At 62.3% G+C, this 16467-nt stretch carries 14 protein-coding genes; 12 read left to right on the top strand and 2 right to left on the bottom strand.

Annotated features, from left to right (window positions below; genetic code table 11):
* Nucleotides 1-14: 14 nt before the first annotated feature.
* A complete protein-coding gene (locus LOY45_RS04650) occupies nt 15-203 on the top strand; it encodes a hypothetical protein (RefSeq protein WP_115088608.1) in 189 nt (62 codons plus the stop codon).
* Between the two features lie 115 nt (nt 204-318).
* Here the strand turns inward: LOY45_RS04650 and LOY45_RS04645 are convergent, their stop codons facing one another.
* Both LOY45_RS04645 and LOY45_RS04640 read right to left on the bottom strand, forming a co-directional pair.
* Entirely contained in the window at nt 319-879 is a 561-nt protein-coding gene (locus LOY45_RS04645; protein ID WP_010223415.1) for a response regulator transcription factor, read from the bottom strand.
* Entirely contained in the window at nt 879-2135 is a 1257-nt protein-coding gene (locus LOY45_RS04640; protein ID WP_010223416.1) for an ATP-binding protein, read from the bottom strand. The genes LOY45_RS04645 and LOY45_RS04640 overlap by 1 nt, the downstream gene beginning before the upstream one ends.
* Nucleotides 2136-2336: 201 nt before the next feature.
* On the opposite strand from LOY45_RS04640, the gene LOY45_RS04635 reads away from it, so the two are divergent.
* The 11 genes from LOY45_RS04635 to LOY45_RS04585 all read left to right on the top strand — a co-directional run bounded on the left by LOY45_RS04635 (nt 2337) and on the right by LOY45_RS04585 (nt 16461).
* Nucleotides 2337-3053, top strand: coding sequence for an SIMPL domain-containing protein (locus LOY45_RS04635; protein ID WP_233673289.1), 717 nt, complete (start codon nt 2337-2339; stop codon nt 3051-3053).
* Nucleotides 3054-3367: 314 nt separating this feature from the next.
* Nucleotides 3368-4993: an ABC transporter substrate-binding protein gene (locus LOY45_RS04630; RefSeq protein ID WP_115088610.1), complete on the top strand. Its 1626-nt coding sequence runs from the start codon at nt 3368-3370 to the stop codon at nt 4991-4993.
* A gap of 254 nt (nt 4994-5247) precedes the next feature.
* Nucleotides 5248-6840, top strand: a complete 1593-nt coding sequence (locus tag LOY45_RS04625) for an ABC transporter substrate-binding protein (protein ID WP_115088611.1) — start codon at nt 5248-5250, stop codon at nt 6838-6840.
* 203 nt (nt 6841-7043) lie between these two features.
* The gene (locus LOY45_RS04620) at nt 7044-8393 is read left to right on the top strand and encodes an OprD family porin (RefSeq protein ID WP_115088612.1); all 1350 of its coding nucleotides are present in this window, start codon (nt 7044-7046) and stop codon (nt 8391-8393) included.
* Nucleotides 8394-8465: 72 nt separating this feature from the next.
* Complete coding sequence (locus tag LOY45_RS04615; RefSeq protein ID WP_115088613.1) at nt 8466-10061, top strand: ABC transporter substrate-binding protein; 1596 nt, start codon at nt 8466-8468, stop codon at nt 10059-10061.
* A 74-nt stretch (nt 10062-10135) separates the two neighbouring features.
* Nucleotides 10136-11146 (top strand): ABC transporter permease subunit, encoded by a 1011-nt coding sequence (locus LOY45_RS04610; protein ID WP_036993941.1) that lies wholly within the window; start codon nt 10136-10138, stop codon nt 11144-11146.
* A gap of 10 nt (nt 11147-11156) precedes the next feature.
* Nucleotides 11157-12086 (top strand): ABC transporter permease subunit, encoded by a 930-nt coding sequence (locus tag LOY45_RS04605; protein WP_036993939.1) that lies wholly within the window; start codon nt 11157-11159, stop codon nt 12084-12086.
* A 10-nt stretch (nt 12087-12096) separates the two neighbouring features.
* Nucleotides 12097-13065, top strand: coding sequence for an ABC transporter ATP-binding protein (locus tag LOY45_RS04600; protein ID WP_115088614.1), 969 nt, complete (start codon nt 12097-12099; stop codon nt 13063-13065).
* Nucleotides 13065-14033: a peptide ABC transporter ATP-binding protein gene (locus tag LOY45_RS04595; protein WP_134064187.1), complete on the top strand. Its 969-nt coding sequence runs from the start codon at nt 13065-13067 to the stop codon at nt 14031-14033. The genes LOY45_RS04600 and LOY45_RS04595 overlap by 1 nt, the downstream gene beginning before the upstream one ends.
* Before the next feature lie 150 nt (nt 14034-14183).
* A complete protein-coding gene (locus tag LOY45_RS04590; protein ID WP_115088616.1) occupies nt 14184-14993 on the top strand; it encodes an AraC family transcriptional regulator in 810 nt (269 codons plus the stop codon).
* Between the two features lie 61 nt (nt 14994-15054).
* Nucleotides 15055-16461, top strand: coding sequence for an NAD(P)/FAD-dependent oxidoreductase (locus LOY45_RS04585; protein WP_258578806.1), 1407 nt, complete (start codon nt 15055-15057; stop codon nt 16459-16461).
* Nucleotides 16462-16467 lie beyond the last annotated feature (6 nt).

Genomic DNA, 16467 nt, shown 5'->3' with positions numbered 1-16467 from the left:
TAAGGAAATCACTTATGAGCATTACCCTGAACATTGAACTGGCGTCGGGCCAGTCGCTCAAGGATGTACCCCTGGAACTGTTGCGCGATGGCGTGGTGATCAGCCGCGCCAAGCTGGCTGCAACGGGCAAGGTGGTGTTTGATGCCGCGCCCGGGGCCGGGCAGTTGGCAGTGCGGGTGGATCGAACGATCCTGAATCGCTAAGGGCTGCTTCGCACCCCATCGCCGGCAAGACCGGCTCCCACAAAGGTCAGTGCCATGCACAAGTCCTGTGGGAGCTGGCCTTGCCAGCGATGGGGCCAGAACAGATTTGAAGCTATCAGCGCCGCACCGGGCGCTTCTGCAGTTTGCGCTGCAAGGTCCGCCGGTGCATGCCCAGGGCCCGGGCCGTGGCGGAGATATTGCCTTCATGCTCGGTCAGCACGCGCTGGATGTGCTCCCACTGCAGGCGGTCCACCGACATCGGGTTTTCCGGCACCAGGCTGTCGAGGTCGGCGTGTTCGGAGAGCAACGCGGCCAGCACATCGTCGGCATCGGCCGGCTTGCACAGGTAGTTGCAGGCGCCGCGCTTGATCGCCTCGACCGCAGTGGCGATGCTCGAGTAACCGGTGAGGATCACCACGCGCATTTCCGGGTCCAGCTCCAGCAGCTTGGGCAGCAGTACCAAGCCGGAATCGCCGTCCATCTTCAAGTCCAGCGTGGCGTAGTCCGGCACGTCGTCCTGGGCGATTTTCAGGCCCTCCTCGGCAGAACCTGCGGTGCTCACGCGAAAGCCGCGGCGACTCATGGCCCGGGCCATCACCCGGGTAAAGGTGGCGTCGTCGTCAACCAGCAGCAGGTGCGGCAGCTCTTCGCCTTCAACCTGGATTTCATCACTCATCACACATCTCCTCGCGCGTCACGCGGCAGGCGCAGCTCGGTGAGCGTACCGCCTTCCTCATGACTATAGAGTTTTACCGAGCCGCCAGCACGGGTCACGCTGGCCTTGCTCAAGAACAGGCCCAGGCCGAAGCCTTTGCCCTTGGTGGTAAAGAAGGGTTTTCCAATCGATTCGGCAATGGCCGCCGGCACGCCGGGGCCGTGGTCGCGGATGCTGATCACCATGTCCTGGGCGTCCCAGTCCAGGCGTACTTCCAGATCATCCGGGCAGGCATCGGCGGCGTTGTTCAACAGGTTCAGCAAGGCCTGGGTCAGGTCCGGCGGCGGCGCCAGGCGCGGCACGCTGCCCTGGCCCAGGCGCTGGAAGCGGTAGCTGGCCTCCGGGCGCATCAGGTGCCAGCGGTTGAGCGCCTCGTCGAGCCAGAAGGTCACTTCCTGGTTCTCGACCGCCAGGCGCCGGTTGGCTTCCGCGGCGCGCACCAGGTTCTGCAGGGTCTCCTTGCACAGCTTGACCTGGTCCTGCAGCACCGCCAGGTCTTCCTGCAGCAGCGGGTCGCTGTGGTCCTGGCGCATTTCCTTGATCAGCACGCTCATGGTCGCCAGCGGCGTGCCCAGCTCATGGGCGGCGCCAGCGGCCTGGGTGGCCACGGCCAGCAGTTGCTGGTCACGCAGTCCCTCCTCGCGGCGTTCAGCGCGCAGTTGCTCCTGGCGACGCAGCTCTTCGGCCATTTTCGCGGCGAAGAAGGTAATCACGGCGGCGGCCAGGGCGATACTCAGCCACATGCCGTAGACCTGCATCTTCTCCCGGGCCATGGGGAAGGTTTCGAGCGGATAGAACTGCACCAGCAGCAGGCTGTAGGCCGCCAGGGCGATACCGGAGAGGATCAGCGAGTAAACCCAGGGCAAGGTCACCGCAGCGATGGCCAGCGGCACCAGGTAATAGGACACGAAGGGGTTGGTCGAACCGCCCGAGTAATACAGCAAGGCACTGTGGATCAACAGGTCACAGGCCAGCTGGAAGGCATACTCCAGCTCGGTGACCGGCAAGGTCAGGCGCAGGCGCAGGGCCGTGAACGCGCACAGCAGCATCGACAGGCCAAGGGTGATGACCAGCGACAGCCACGGCAGCGGCAGTAGTTCGGTCCAGTAGGCGACACCGACCGAGCCGGCCTGGGCAGCAAGCACCAGGATGCGGATGAAGGTCAGGCGCCAGAGGTTCTGACGGGTTGCAGACAACATTTGTACGGGGGCGAGCATGAGCTCTCCTGATGAGTGCTCCAGGCGAATCGTCGCGAGTATACCGAAGCTGTGGCCTGGTCTGCAGTGATGCGGCAAAGCGCCACACTTTTTTACATAACAATGATGGCCATTTTGAACCTCACTACACTGTTGCCAGTCTTATGGGCCAGCGTGCAAAGGTTATGTCCGTGCCCGCGCCTCAATTTCAAGGAGTCATACATGTCTATCACCCGCAGCAGCGCCGCCCTGGTCATGGCCACCAGCTTGCTAGCCAGCCTTCCGGCACTGGCTGAAGAAGCGCCCCGCTACAACCAGATTTCGCTGCGCGCCGAAGTCAGCAAGGAAGTGGCCCGCGACCTGATGGTCGTGACCCTGTACAGCGAAGCGCAGAATACCGACCCGGGCAAGCTGGCCACGCAAATCACCGAGACCATGAACAAGGCGGTGAAACAGGCCCGCGAAGTCAAGGACGTGAAGATCAGCCAGGGCAGCCGCAACAGCTATCCGATCTACGACAACAAGGGCCAGAAGATCACCGGCTGGCGTGAGCGCGCCGAACTGCGCCTGGAAAGCGCCGACTTCCCGGCCCTGTCGCGACTTACCGGTACCCTGCTGCAGGACCTGAAAATGGGCGGCATGGACTTCTCCATCGCCCCGGCCACACGCAAGACCAGCGAGGACGACCTGCTCAAGGATGCCGTCAACGCCTTCAAGGCCCGCGCCCAACTGGCTACCGAAGCCCTGGGCGGCAAAGGCTACAAAGTGGTCAACCTCAACCTCAACAGCAGCGGCTACCCGCATCCTTATGCCCGCAGCGCGCCAATGATGATGAAAGCCGGCATGGCCGAAGACGCTGCTGCCGTTCCGGAAATCGAAGCGGGCACCAGCCAGGTGACCCTCAGCGCCGACGGCACCATCGAAGTCCAGATGCCCTGATCGACGTTACTTTTCCGCTGTTTCGCGGCAGCTTCGGCTGCCGCGAACGCTGTTACTTGTAGCACCTCGCGCCCCAATTTAGTGCAAAGACTGACTCGATATAGAGATATCGTCTTCGAAACACACTGAAACACCCCCTCGCAAACGATCAACTCCGTAAAAAATTATACGGATGCGACATTCCTGTACGTTCGTCCCACTGTTTTCTGTCACACATCCCTTTGAGTGTTGCATTGGGTATGGGGCCTGCATAAGTATCCGCAGGTCGGCTCACAAGGCCCCCTCAAATCAAAAATGACAACAATGAGGCCACCATGCTCAAACACGCGGTCATTCCGTTTCTGGTCGGCGCAGGCTTGCTTGCCAGCGCACCCTCCGCCCTTGCGGCGACTAACCTGGTGTTTTGCTCCGAAGGCAGCCCCGCGGGCTTCGACCCGGGCCAGTACACCACCGGAACCGACTTCGATGCTTCAGCCGAGACCGTCTTCAACCGCCTGAGCCAGTTCGAGCGTGGCGGCACCGCGGTCATCCCGGGCCTGGCGACCAGCTGGGACATTTCCGAGGATGGCCTGACCTATACCTTCCACCTGCGCGAAGGTGTCAAGTTCCACACCACCGAGTTCTTCAAGCCGACCCGCGCGTTCAACGCCGACGACGTGCTGTTCACCTTCAATCGGATGCTCGACAAGGACATGCCGTTCCGCAAGGCGTATCCCACCGAGTTCCCGTACTTCACCGACATGGGCATGGACAAGAACATCGCCAAGGTCGAAAAGCTCGACGACCACACGGTCAAGTTCACCCTCAATGGCGTCGATGCCGCGTTCATCCAGAACCTGGCCATGAGCTTCGCCTCGATCCAGTCCGCCGAATACGCCGACCAGTTGCTCAAGCAGGGCAAGCCCGCCGACATCAACCAGAAGCCGATCGGCACCGGCCCGTTCGTGTTCAGCAAATACCAGAAAGACGCGCAGATCCGCTTCAAGGGCAACAAGGATTACTGGAAGCCTGACGATGTGAAGATCGACAACCTGATCTTCGCCATTACCACCGATGCCTCGGTGCGCATGCAGAAACTCAAGAAGAACGAGTGCCAGGTCACCCTGTTCCCGCGCCCGGCCGACATCGAACCGCTGAAGAACGACCCGAACCTGAAGATGCCTGACCAGGCCGGCTTCAACCTCGGCTACATCGCCTACAACGTGATGGACAAGATCAAGGGCAGCAACGAGCCTAACCCGATGGCCCAGCTCAAGGTCCGTGAAGCGCTGGACATGGCGGTGAACAAGCAGCAGATCATTGACTCGGTGTACCAGGGCGCCGGCCAGATGGCAGTCAACGCCATGCCGCCGACCCAGTGGTCCTACGACACCACCATCAAGGATGCCAAGTACGATCCGGAGAAGGCCAAGCAACTGCTAAAGGAAGCCGGCATCAAGGAAGGCACCGAGATCAACCTCTGGGCCATGCCGGTGCAACGCCCGTACAACCCCAACGCCAAGCTGATGGCCGAGATGCTGCAATCGGACTGGGCCAAGGTCGGCATCAAGGCCAAGATCATCAGCTACGAGTGGGGTGAGTACATCAAGCGCTCCAAAGGCGGCGAAAACGGCGCCATGCTGATTGGCTGGAGCGGCGACAACGGTGACCCGGACAACTGGCTGGGCACCCTGTTCGGTTGTGATGCCCTGGAAGGCAACAACTTCTCCAAATGGTGCTACAAGCCGTACGACGACCTGGTCAAGCAAGCCAAGGCCACCTCCGACCAGGCCAAGCGCACCGAACTGTACAAGCAAGCGCAACACATCCTCAAAGAACAGGTTCCGATGACACCCATCGCTCACTCGACGGTGTATCAACCTATGCGTTCAACCGTACAGGACTTCAAGATCAGCCCGTTTGGCTTGAACTCCTTCTATGGGGTCAGCGTGACCAAGTAGCAGCCAACCGGATCGGCCCCGCGACGCCACACGGCACCCGGGGCCGTACCCTGATGGCCTGGCAGGTCAACCGCTAGCGCATCGACACGGAACCGTCGCCCGCCCTATCGGATACCTCCTACACACCTCTGCGTAATCGCACCTATCTGCAACGCCCTGATGGACCTACCGTCAAGGGTGCAGCGTAGTCGGCGCGATTCGTACAGCTGTGCGCCATGGACCACGTGAAAAACAACAAGAGAGAAGGGACTGTCATGCGCCACACCCCGATTTATGCGGCACTGCTGGGCTTCGGCCTGCTCGCCCAGGCCCCGGCAAGCCTGGCCAAAAACCTGGTGTTCTGCTCCGAAGGCAGCCCGGGCGGATTTGACACCGCCCAGTACACCAGCGCCACCGACAATGACGCCGCCGAACCGATCTATAACCGCCTGGTGGAATTCGAACGCGGTGCGACGGCCGTCAAGCCGGCCCTGGCGAAAAGCTGGGAGGTTTCCGACGATGGCCTGACCTACACCTTCCACCTGCGCGAAGGGGTCAAGTTCCACAGCAACAAGGATTTCACCCCGAGCCGCGACTTCAACGCCGACGACGTGCTGTTCACCTTCAACCGGATGCTCGACCGCAACCACCCGTTCCGCAAGGCCTACCCCACCGAGTTTCCCTACTTCGTCAGCATGAGCCTGGACAAGAACATCGCGCGGATCGAGACGACCGACCCGATGACCGTGGTCTTTACCCTCAACAGCGTCGATGCCGCTTTTGTGCAAAACCTGGCGATGAACTTTGCCTCTGTGCTCTCGGCCGAATATGCCGAGCAGCTGATGACGTCGGGGCGCCCCAGCGACATCAACCAGAAGCCGATCGGCACCGGTCCGTTCGTGTTCCAGCGTTACCAGAAGGACTCGCAGATCCGCTACCGCGGCAACAAGGACTACTGGGACCCGAGCCAGGTGAAGATCGACCAGTTGATCTTCTCGATCAACACCGACCCGTCGGTGCGCATCCAGAAGCTACGCAAGAACGAATGCCAGGTCACCCTGCACCCGCGCCCCGCCGATCTCAACGCCCTGAAGAGCGACCCGAAGCTGCAGGTCATCGAGAAGCCCGGTTTCAACCTCGGCTACATCGCCTACAACGTGCGGCACAAACCCTTCGACCAGCTCGAGGTGCGCCAGGCCATGGACATGGCGATCAACAAATCGGCCATCGTCAAAGCGGTGTACCAGGAGGCTGGGCAGCTGGCGGTGGGCAGCATGCCGCCGACCCAGTGGTCCTACGACGACAGCATCAAGGATGCCGATTACAACCCGGACAAGGCCCGCGAATTGCTCAAGGCCGCCGGGGTCAAGGAAGGCACTGAAATCACCCTCTGGGCCATGCCTGTGCAACGCCCGTACAACCCCAATGCCAAGCTGATGGCCGAAATGCTCCAGGCCGACTGGGGCAAGGTCGGTCTGAACGTGAAGATCGTCAGCTACGAATGGGGCGAATATCTCAAGCGCACCAAGGACGGTGAACACGACATCTCGCTGATCGGCTGGACCGGCGACAACGGTGACCCGGACAACTGGCTCGGCACCCTGTACAGCTGCGACGCGATTGGCAGCAACAACTACTCCATGTGGTGCGACCCGCAGTACGACGCCCTGGTCAAGAAAGCCAAGACCATCACCGACCGCGAGCAACGCACCGCGCTTTACCAACAGGCGCAACAGCGCCTCAAGCAACAATTGCCCATCACCCCGATCGCCCACTCGACGGTCAACCAGCCGCTCAGTGCCAAGGTCGTGGATTTCAAGGTAAGCCCCTTCGGGCGCAACAACTTCTCAGGCGTCAGTACCGAATAAACCACTGCATCGGCCACGGGGGTGCACTCCACCCTCGCGCCCGATATCAGCCTGAATATGCCCGATCGCCTTACAGCAAACGATTGCAACCCTTGTACCAACCGGCAAGACGCCCAGCTCACAAAGCCAGGCGGTAACTAAAAAAAGAAAAGAAAAGAAAAGGGAGCTTTACCTTGAGACGAACCAAAACCGCAGTACTGGCAATGTCCCTCAGTGGTCTGTCAGCCATGGCCCAAGCCGAGCCCGCCAGCCAGGACTTCGTTCCGGTCAGCGTCAAATCCACCAGCGCCCAGAGCGAAGCCAAGGGCTTCATCGAAGGCCAGAGCCTGTCCGGCTCGACCCGCAACTGGTACGCCCGCGAACGCGCCACCCGCGCGCCAATGTGGAAGTACTACAAAAGCGACGGCACCCAACACGACACCCACAGCCGTGACAACTGGGTACAGGGCACCATCCTCAACTACACCTCGGGCTTTACCGAAGGTACCGTCGGCTTCAGCACCGAAGTCGCCGCCTACAACGCCATCGCCCTGGAGCGGGGCCGTGCCGCAGTCGCCGGGCCGAACAACCGGACCCTGACCCACAGCGATGGCGACGTAATCGGCCAGTGGAGCAAGATGGGCCTGGCCAACGTCAAGGCGCGGGTCTCCAACACCACCCTGACCGCCGGCCGCCAATCGATGGACACCCCGGTGCTTGCCTATATCGGCAACCGCGCCTTGCCGTCGAGTTTCGAGGGTGTGAGCATCCGCAGCGAAGAATTCGACAACCTGTCCTTCGATATCGGCACCTTCGACCGGCTCTCGACCCGGACCGAACAAGGCACCAGCAAATTCGTTGCCGAGTATGGTGATCGCGCCTTTGAAGCCGATCACGTCAACATCGCCGGCGTCAGCTACCAGCCACTGAAGAGCCTGAAAACCAGCTTCTACGTGTCCAACGTCGAAGACCTGTGGAACCAGTACTACTTCGGCGCCAGCCATGAGCTGGGCGACAGCGCGGTGCTGAGCCTGACCACTGGCCTGAACTACTACAAGACCAAGGACGAAGGCAAAAGCAAGCTCGGCGACATTGATAACGACACCTACAGTCTGTCGTTCGGCCTGACCCACCAGGCCCACAACCTGACCTTCTCCTACCAGCAGGTCAACGGCAACGAATACTTCGACTACCTGCACGACACCAACGCGATCTTCCTGGCCAACTCCCTGCTCTCGGACTTCAACGGCCCGAACGAGAAATCGATGCAGATCGCCTACGTGTTGAACATGGCCCAGTACGGCGTACCCGGCCTCAAGTTCAACCTGTACAACGCCCGCGGCTGGGGCATCGACGGTACCCACTACAAGAGCACCGGCTACGACGTCCGTGGCCTGGACGACGAGAACCACTACGAGTGGGGCATCGGCACCACCTACGCGGTGCAGAGCGGCACGCTCAAGGACACCACCATCCGCGCGACCTACACCGCCCACCGGGCCAGCAAGGCCCAGGCCGACGGCAGCCTGGACGAGCTGCGGATTGTCACCACCATTCCATTCAATTTCCTCTAGAACGCCCTGGCCCGGTCGGTTCGCCGAATCGACCGGGACGGCTACTCTGGTTAATCGATTGCAGGAGGTTTCATGAAACTGTTACCACTACAGGCTGCCCTGGCAGCCGTCCTGTTGAGTACTGCGGCGGGCCTCTCGGCCAAGCCGCTGGTGGTGTGTACCGAGGCCAGCCCGGAAGGCTTCGATATCGTCCAGTACACCACTGCCGTGACCGCCGATGCCTCGGCCGAGGCCATCTTCAACCGCTTGGTCGACTTCAAGCCAGGCACCACCGATATCCAGCCGGCCCTGGCCGAACGCTGGGACATCAGTGACGACGGCCTGACCTACACGTTCCACCTGCGCGAAGGGGTCACGTTCCACACCACCGATTACTTCAAACCCACGCGCGACATGAATGCCGACGACGTGTTGTGGAGTTTCCGACGACAGCTGGACCCGAATCACCCGTGGCACAACAAGACCAGCATCGGCTTCCCCTATTTCGAAAGCATGGGTTTCAAGGACCTGCTCAAAAGCGTCGAGAAGACCGACGAGCACACCGTGGTCTTCACCCTGACCCGCCCCGAAGCGCCCTTCCTGCGTGACCTGGCCATGGCCTTCACCTCGATCTACTCTGCCGAATATGGCGACCAGCTACTCAAGGCCGACAAGACCACCGACCTCAACAGCAAACCAATCGGCACCGGCCCGTTCATCTTCCAGCGCTACAACAAGGACGCGCAGGTTCGCTACAAGGCCAACCCGGAGTACTTTCGCGGCAAGCCTCCAGCCGATGCGCTGATTTTCGCCATCGCCAATGACAACAACGTGCGCCTGCAGAAGCTCAAGGCCAACGAGTGCCAGGTGGCGCTGTATCCCAAGCCCGACGACATCCCCAGCATCAAGGCCGACCCCAAATTGAAAGTGGCCGAGATGGAAGCACTGACCACCGGCTACATCTCGCTCAACACTGAACACAAGTACCTGAGCGATGTGCGCGTGCGCAAAGCCATCAATATCGCCTTCGACCGCCAGACCCACGTCGACCAGCTGTTCGGCAAAGGCAACGCGCTGGTCGCGGTCAACCCTTACCCACCGACCATGATCGGCTACAACACCGACAACAAGAACCCGCCCCGCGACCTCGACAAGGCTCGTGCCCTGCTCAAGGAAGCCGGTGTGCCCGAGGGCACGGTGCTGACCTTGTTCACCCGCAACGGCGGCGGCCCGACCAACCCCAACCCGCGACTGAGCGCCGAAATGCTCCAGGCAGACCTGGCCAAGATCGGCCTGACGGTCGACATCCGCGTGATGGAGTGGGCGGAGATGCTGCGCCGCGCCAAAAAAGGCGAAGCCGATATGGTTTCCACCGGCTGGGCCAGCGACAACGGCGACCCGGACAACTTCCTCAGCCCACTGCTTAGCTGCGACGCGGTGAGAAGTGGCGAGAACTATGCCCGCTGGTGCAATCAAACTTTCCAGCAGTTGATCACCAAGGCCCGCGAAGTCACCGACAACGATGAGCGTGCAGCGCTCTATGTAAAGGCTCTGGCGGTGTACGATGAAGATCAACCGTGGATCAGCATGGCGCACCCGCAGATGTTTACCGCCATGCGCGACAACGTTGAGGGGTACCACATCAATCCCCTCACCAATAACAACTTCGCCACTACCCAGGTGAAGTAGAACAAGAACGACCGCCGGCGCCCCACCCGGGTGCCGGTGGGCATGCCTGACCGGCTGATGAGGTACTCCAGAAGATGTTTAGTTTTATTGCCCGGCGACTGGGATTGCTGATCCCGACCTTCTTCGGCATCACCTTGCTGACGTTTGCGCTCATACGGCTGATACCCGGCGACCCGGTGGAGGTCATGATGGGCGAGCGCCGGGTCGACCCGGAAATGCACGCCCAGGCCATGGAGCGCCTTGGCCTGAACAAGCCGCTGCCCGAACAGTACCTGGACTACGTCAGCAAGCTCGCCCAGGGTGACCTTGGCGAATCGCTGCGCACCCGCGAAAGCGTCTGGACCGAATTCCTCGCGCTGTTCCCGGCAACCCTCGAACTGGCCATGGCGGCACTGTTTTTCGCTGGCGTGATCGGCCTGCTGGCCGGGGTGATTGCCGCGCTCAAGCGGGGTTCGCTGTTCGACCACGGGGTCATGGGGATCTCACTTGCCGGCTATTCGATGCCGATCTTCTGGTGGGGCCTGATCCTGATCATGTTCTTCTCCGTGAGCCTGGGCTGGACCCCGGTTTCCGGACGCATCGACCTGCTCTACGACATCGAGCCGAAAACCGGCTTCATGCTCATCGATACCCTGCTCAGCGACGAAGAAGGCGCCTTCAAGGATGCGCTGATGCACCTGATCCTGCCGGCCATCGTGCTCGGCACCATTCCGCTGGCGGTAATCGCACGGATGACCCGTTCCTCCATGCTCGAAGTGCTGCGTGAAGACTACATCCGCACGGCCCGGGCCAAGGGCCTGTCTCCGGCCCGCGTGGTGTTCGTGCACGGCCTGCGCAACGCGTTGATCCCGGTGCTGACAGTATTCGGCCTGCAGGTCGGCACCCTGCTTGCCGGTGCGGTACTGACCGAAACCATCTTTTCCTGGCCGGGCATCGGCAAGTGGCTGATCGAAGCCATCGGCGCCCGTGACTACCCCGTGGTACAGAACGGCATCCTGTTGATTGCCTGCCTGGTGATCCTGGTCAACTTCGTCGTGGACATCCTCTACGGCCTGGCCAACCCACGCATCCGTCATCAGCGCTGAGGGCCCCGTCATGACTACCCCACTTCCGAAATCTGTCACCACCCCGGCCACCGCTGTCGACCAGAGCCTGCTCTACCCTTCGCCGTACAAGGAGTTCTGGCAGGCCTTTTCACGCAACAAGGGCGCGGTCGCCGGTCTGATGTTCATGAGCCTGATCGTGTTCTGCGCGCTGTTCGCCCCCTGGGTGGCGCCGCACAATCCCAGCGAACAGTACCGTGATTTCCTGCTGACCCCGCCGGTATGGCTCGAAGGTGGCAACTGGCAGTTCATCCTCGGCACCGATGAGCTCGGCCGGGACCTGCTCTCGCGGTTGATCCAGGGCTCGCGCCTGTCGCTGCTGATCGGCCTGTCGTCGGTGGTGATCTCGCTGATCCCGGGGATCTTCCTTGGCCTGCTGGCCGGATTCTTCCCGCGCATCCTCGGCCCGTCGATCATGCGCCTGATGGACGTGATGCTGGCCCTGCCCTCGCTGCTGCTGGCCGTGGCGATTGTCGCCATCCTCGGCCCTGGCCTGATCAACACCGTGATCGCCATCGCCATCGTCTCGTTGCCGTCCTATGTGCGCCTGACCCGCGCGGCAGTAATGGGCGAGCTGAACCGCGACTACGTCACCGCCGCACGCCTGGCCGGTGCCGGCCTGCCACGGCTGATGTTCGTCACCGTGCTGCCCAACTGCATGGCGCCGCTGATCGTCCAGGCCACCCTGAGCTTCTCTTCGGCGATCCTCGACGCTGCCGCCCTGGGCTTCCTCGGCCTTGGTGTGCAGCCGCCAACCCCCGAGTGGGGCACCATGCTGGCTTCGGCCCGCGACTACATCGAACGCGCCTGGTGGGTCGTGAGCCTGCCTGGCCTGACCATTTTGCTCAGCGTGCTGGCAATCAACCTGATGGGTGACGGACTGCGCGATGCGCTGGACCCGAAACTCAAGAATGCCGCCTGAGGAGATCGCCATGTCACTTCTGCAAATAAAAAATCTGAATGTGCGCTTTGGCGACGCCAACGCGGTACCGGTGGTCGACGGCCTGGACCTCACGGTCAATGAAGGTGAAGTGCTGGCCATCGTCGGCGAATCGGGTTCGGGCAAATCGGTAACCATGATGGCACTGATGGGCCTGATCGACGCGCCGGGGCGGATCACCGCCGATGCCCTGACCTTCGACGGCACCAATATGCTCAAGCTCAGCGGCCGGCAACGGCGCAAGGTGGTGGGCAAGGATATGGCGATGGTCTTCCAGGACCCGATGACCGCCCTCAACCCCAGCTACACCGTGGGCTTCCAGATCGAAGAAGTGCTGCGCCAGCACCTCGGCCTGCGTGGCAAGGCCGCCCGCCAGCGTGCCCTGGAATTGCTCAAGAAGGTGGAAATTCCCGGCGCCGAAAGCCGCCTGGACGCCTACCCGCACCAGCTTTCCGGTGGCATGAGCCAGCGGGTGGCGATCGCCATGGCGATTGCCGGCGAACCCAAACTGCTGATCGCCGACGAACCGACCACCGCCCTCGATGTGACCATTCAGGCGCAGATCATGGAGTTGCTGCTCAACCTGCAAAAAGAGCAGAACATGGCGCTGATCCTGATCACCCACGACCTCGCCGTGGTTGCCGAAACCGCCAAGCGCGTGTGCGTGATGTACGCAGGGCAGGCCGTGGAAGTCGGCCAGGTGCCGGAATTGTTCGACGTGCCTGCGCACCCCTACAGCGAAGCGCTGCTGGCGGCGATTCCCGAGCACAGTGAAGGCGCCGAGCGCCTGGCGACCCTGCCAGGTATCGTCCCCGGTCGCTATGACCGCCCCGAGGGTTGCCTGCTGTCGCCGCGCTGCCCCTATGTGCAGGACAGCTGCCGTCGGCAACGGCCGACCCTCGATCCCCAGGCCCATAGCCTGGTGCGTTGTTTCTATCCGCTGAACCAGGAGGTGGCGTAATGACCGTCGTCCTTACCGCCCGTGAACTGACCCGTCACTATGAAGTTTCCCGTGGCCTGTTCAAGGGCCATGCCCTGGTACGTGCACTCAACGGTGTGTCCTTTGAACTGGAAGCGGGCAAGACCCTGGCCGTGGTTGGCGAGTCCGGCTGTGGCAAGTCGACCCTGGCCCGGGCCCTGACCCTGATCGAGGAGCCGTCGTCCGGCTCGCTGAAGATTGCCGGCCAGGAAGTCGCCGGGGCCAACAAGGCCGAGCGCAAGCAACTGCGCAAGGACGTGCAGATGGTGTTCCAGAGCCCTTACGCCTCGCTCAACCCGCGGCAGAAGATCGGCGACCAGCTGGGCGAACCGCTGCTGATCAACACCAAGCTGTCCAAGGCCGAGCGCCGCGAAAAGGTCCAGGCGATGATGCAGCAGGTCGGCCTGCGCCCCGAGCACTACCAGCGCTACCCGCACATGTTCTCCGGTGGTCAGCGCCAGCGTATCGCCCTGGCCCGGGCGATGATGCTGCAACCGAAAGTGCTGGTAGCCGACGAGCCGACTTCGGCCCTCGACGTGTCGATCCAGGCCCAGGTGCTGAACCTGTTCATGGACCTGCAGAAAGAGTTCAACACCGCTTATGTGTTCATCTCCCACAACCTGGCGGTAGTGCGCCATGTGGCCGACCAGGTGCTGGTGATGTACCTGGGCCGGCCAGCGGAAATGGGCCCCAAGGAGGACATCTACACCAAACCGCTGCACCCTTACACCCAGGCGCTGCTGTCGGCCACGCCAACCATTCATCCGGACCCGCTCAAGCCGAAGATCAAGATCGCCGGCGAGCTGCCCAACCCGCTCAACCCGCCGCCTGGCTGTGCTTTCCACAAGCGTTGCCCGTATGCCACTGAGCGTTGTGCTGCCGAGGAGCCGGCGTTCAGGCAGGTGGGGACGCGGCAGGTGGCGTGCCATTACGCCGAGCAGTTCCTCTAAGGGCTGCTTTGCAGCCCATCGCTGGCAAGGCCAGCTCCCACAGGATCCCTGTGTCCCGGACCCTGTGGGAGCCGGCCTTGCCGGCGATTGGGGCGCGCAGCGGCCCCAACGGCAGTTGAGCCTTGATCAGCCTTGGGGCACTATCAGTCAATGACCCCAGACCCAATCCCCGACGGCCCGGAACAAACCCCGGAAACCGCCGCCACCGTCCTGCGCTACCACCTGTGCTGGAAGCATCGCGACCTCGACGGGGTCATGGCCTTGTATCACCCCGATATCCAGTACAACGACTACTTCCAGAACCGCGTCCTGCACCTGGATGAGCTGCGCGAATACGTGCGCGTGAGCATGCCCGGCGAAGCCGATGAAGATATCGTCCATAGCGATCGCATACGTGTCGACGGCTGCACCGCCTTCATCCAGTACCAGGTCACCCTGCGTGGTGGCGAGGGCCTGGTGGCGTTCCAGTCCAGCGAAGCGATCACCGTGCGCGACGGGCTGGTCTGGCGGGTCAACGAGTACGCCTCGCTGGTCCGCACCCCCAGCCAGGACCCCGGCCACAACGACCTGCGCCCGGCAGTCAGCCGCCTGGGCCTGTCACCGCGCCAGCTGAGTTTCATGGCCCAGGACCTGGAGCAGTACTTCCAGCGCCAGCAACCTTACCTCGACCCGGAACTCGACCTGCAGCGCGTTGCCCGCGAAAGCGGCTACAGCCGCAACCAGATCTCCTACCTGCTCAACCAGGTGCTCGGCCAGAGCTTCTACCGCTACGTCAACCAGGCTCGCCTGCAACACCTGCTGACCAGCCTTGGTGCCACCTCCACGGTCGCGCGCATCGACGAACTGGCCTTTGCCGCCGGCTTCAACTCGCTGTCGGCGTTCTACAAGTGTTTTCGCCAGCACACTGGCCTGTCGCCCAAAGCCTATGTGAAGCAGAATTCTCTGCGTGCACGCACGTAAGACACAGCGCCCCGCAAGCTTCTAGGATCGCCACAGACCGTTACCAATGTGGAGCCGAACAATGCTGGCATGGCGCAGTATCAGCCTGTGGATGGACCAACTCGATGAGCCGTTGAGCGCCCGCCCGGCGCTGCAACAGGACCTGGACGTCGACGTCTGCATCATCGGCGCTGGCTATACCGGCTTGTGGACCGCCTACTACCTCAAGCGCCTGGCGCCGCAGCTGAACATCGCCATCGTCGAAGCGCAGATTGCAGGCTTTGGTGCCTCCGGGCGCAATGGCGGCTGGCTGATGGGCAACCTGCTGGGCGAAGACCGCCTGCTCGCCGGCTGCACGCCCGAACAGCGGCGCGCCGCCTACGACCTGCTGCACGGCATCCCCGATGAAGTTGCCCAGGTGCTCGAACGCGAAGGCATCGACTGCGACTACCGCAAAGGTGGCGTGCTGTATTGCGCAGCGCGCTACCCCGAGCAGGAAACCAGCCTGCGCGCGTACCTGAACAAACTCTACAAACAGGGCCTGACCGAAGCCGACTACCGCTGGCTTAGCCCCAGCGAGCTGGCGCCAGAGCTGCGCATCAGCCGCCCTTATGGCGCAATCTTCAATCCCAACGTCGCCACCATCCAGCCGGCCAAACTGGTGCGTGGCCTGGCCCGCACGGTAGAGGCCATGGGGGTGAAACTCTATGAGAACAGCCCCGTCACCCAATGGCGCGCTGGCGAAGTACGTACCCTGCAAGCGCGGGTCAAATGCCAGTGGCTGGTACCGGCGGTCGAGGGCTACTCGGTCAACCTGCCGCCACTGGGCCGTTATCAATTGCCGGTACAAAGCCTGCTGGTGGCCACCGAGCCGCTGCCCGAACAGATCTGGGATCAGATCGGCCTCAACCGTGGCCAGGCTTTCAGCGAGAACAGCCGCCAGGTGACTTACGGCCAGCGCAGCGCTGACAACCGCCTGGTGTTTGGCGCGCGCGGGGGGTACCGATTCGGCGGACGCCTGCGCGAGAACTTCGACCTCACCAGCAGCGAAATCGAGCTGCGCCGCTACCTGTTCGGCGAACTGTTCCCGCAACTGAAGAACGTCAACATCACCCACGCCTGGGGCGGCAACCTGGGCATGGCCCGGCGCTTTGCACCGCACATGTTCTGCGACCGCAAACAGAGCATTGCCCTGGCCGGCGGCTACGGCGGCGAAGGCGTTGGCGCCAGCAACCTCGGTGGACGCACCCTGGCCGATCTGATTCTTGAGCGGCGCGGCGTGCTCACCGAACAACCCTGGGCCAGCCACGACCGTGCCCTGCACAGCCTGCCCGGCTGGGAGCCGGAACCCTGCCGCTGGCTGGGCTACAACGCGATCATCAAGAGTTTCGTCCATGAAGACCAGACCCTCGCCAACCCGTCCAGCGCCCCCTGGCGCCGACGCCTGGCCAGCGGCGTGGCGGACTTCATGGAAGGTTTCATGCGCTGATTTTTC

The organism is Pseudomonas wadenswilerensis (assembly GCF_024749185.1).
Taxonomy (GTDB): Bacteria; Pseudomonadota; Gammaproteobacteria; order Pseudomonadales; family Pseudomonadaceae; genus Aquipseudomonas; species Aquipseudomonas wadenswilerensis.
The sequence above is the reverse complement of the archived record's forward strand: the minus strand, read 5'-3'. Positions and strand labels throughout refer to the sequence as shown.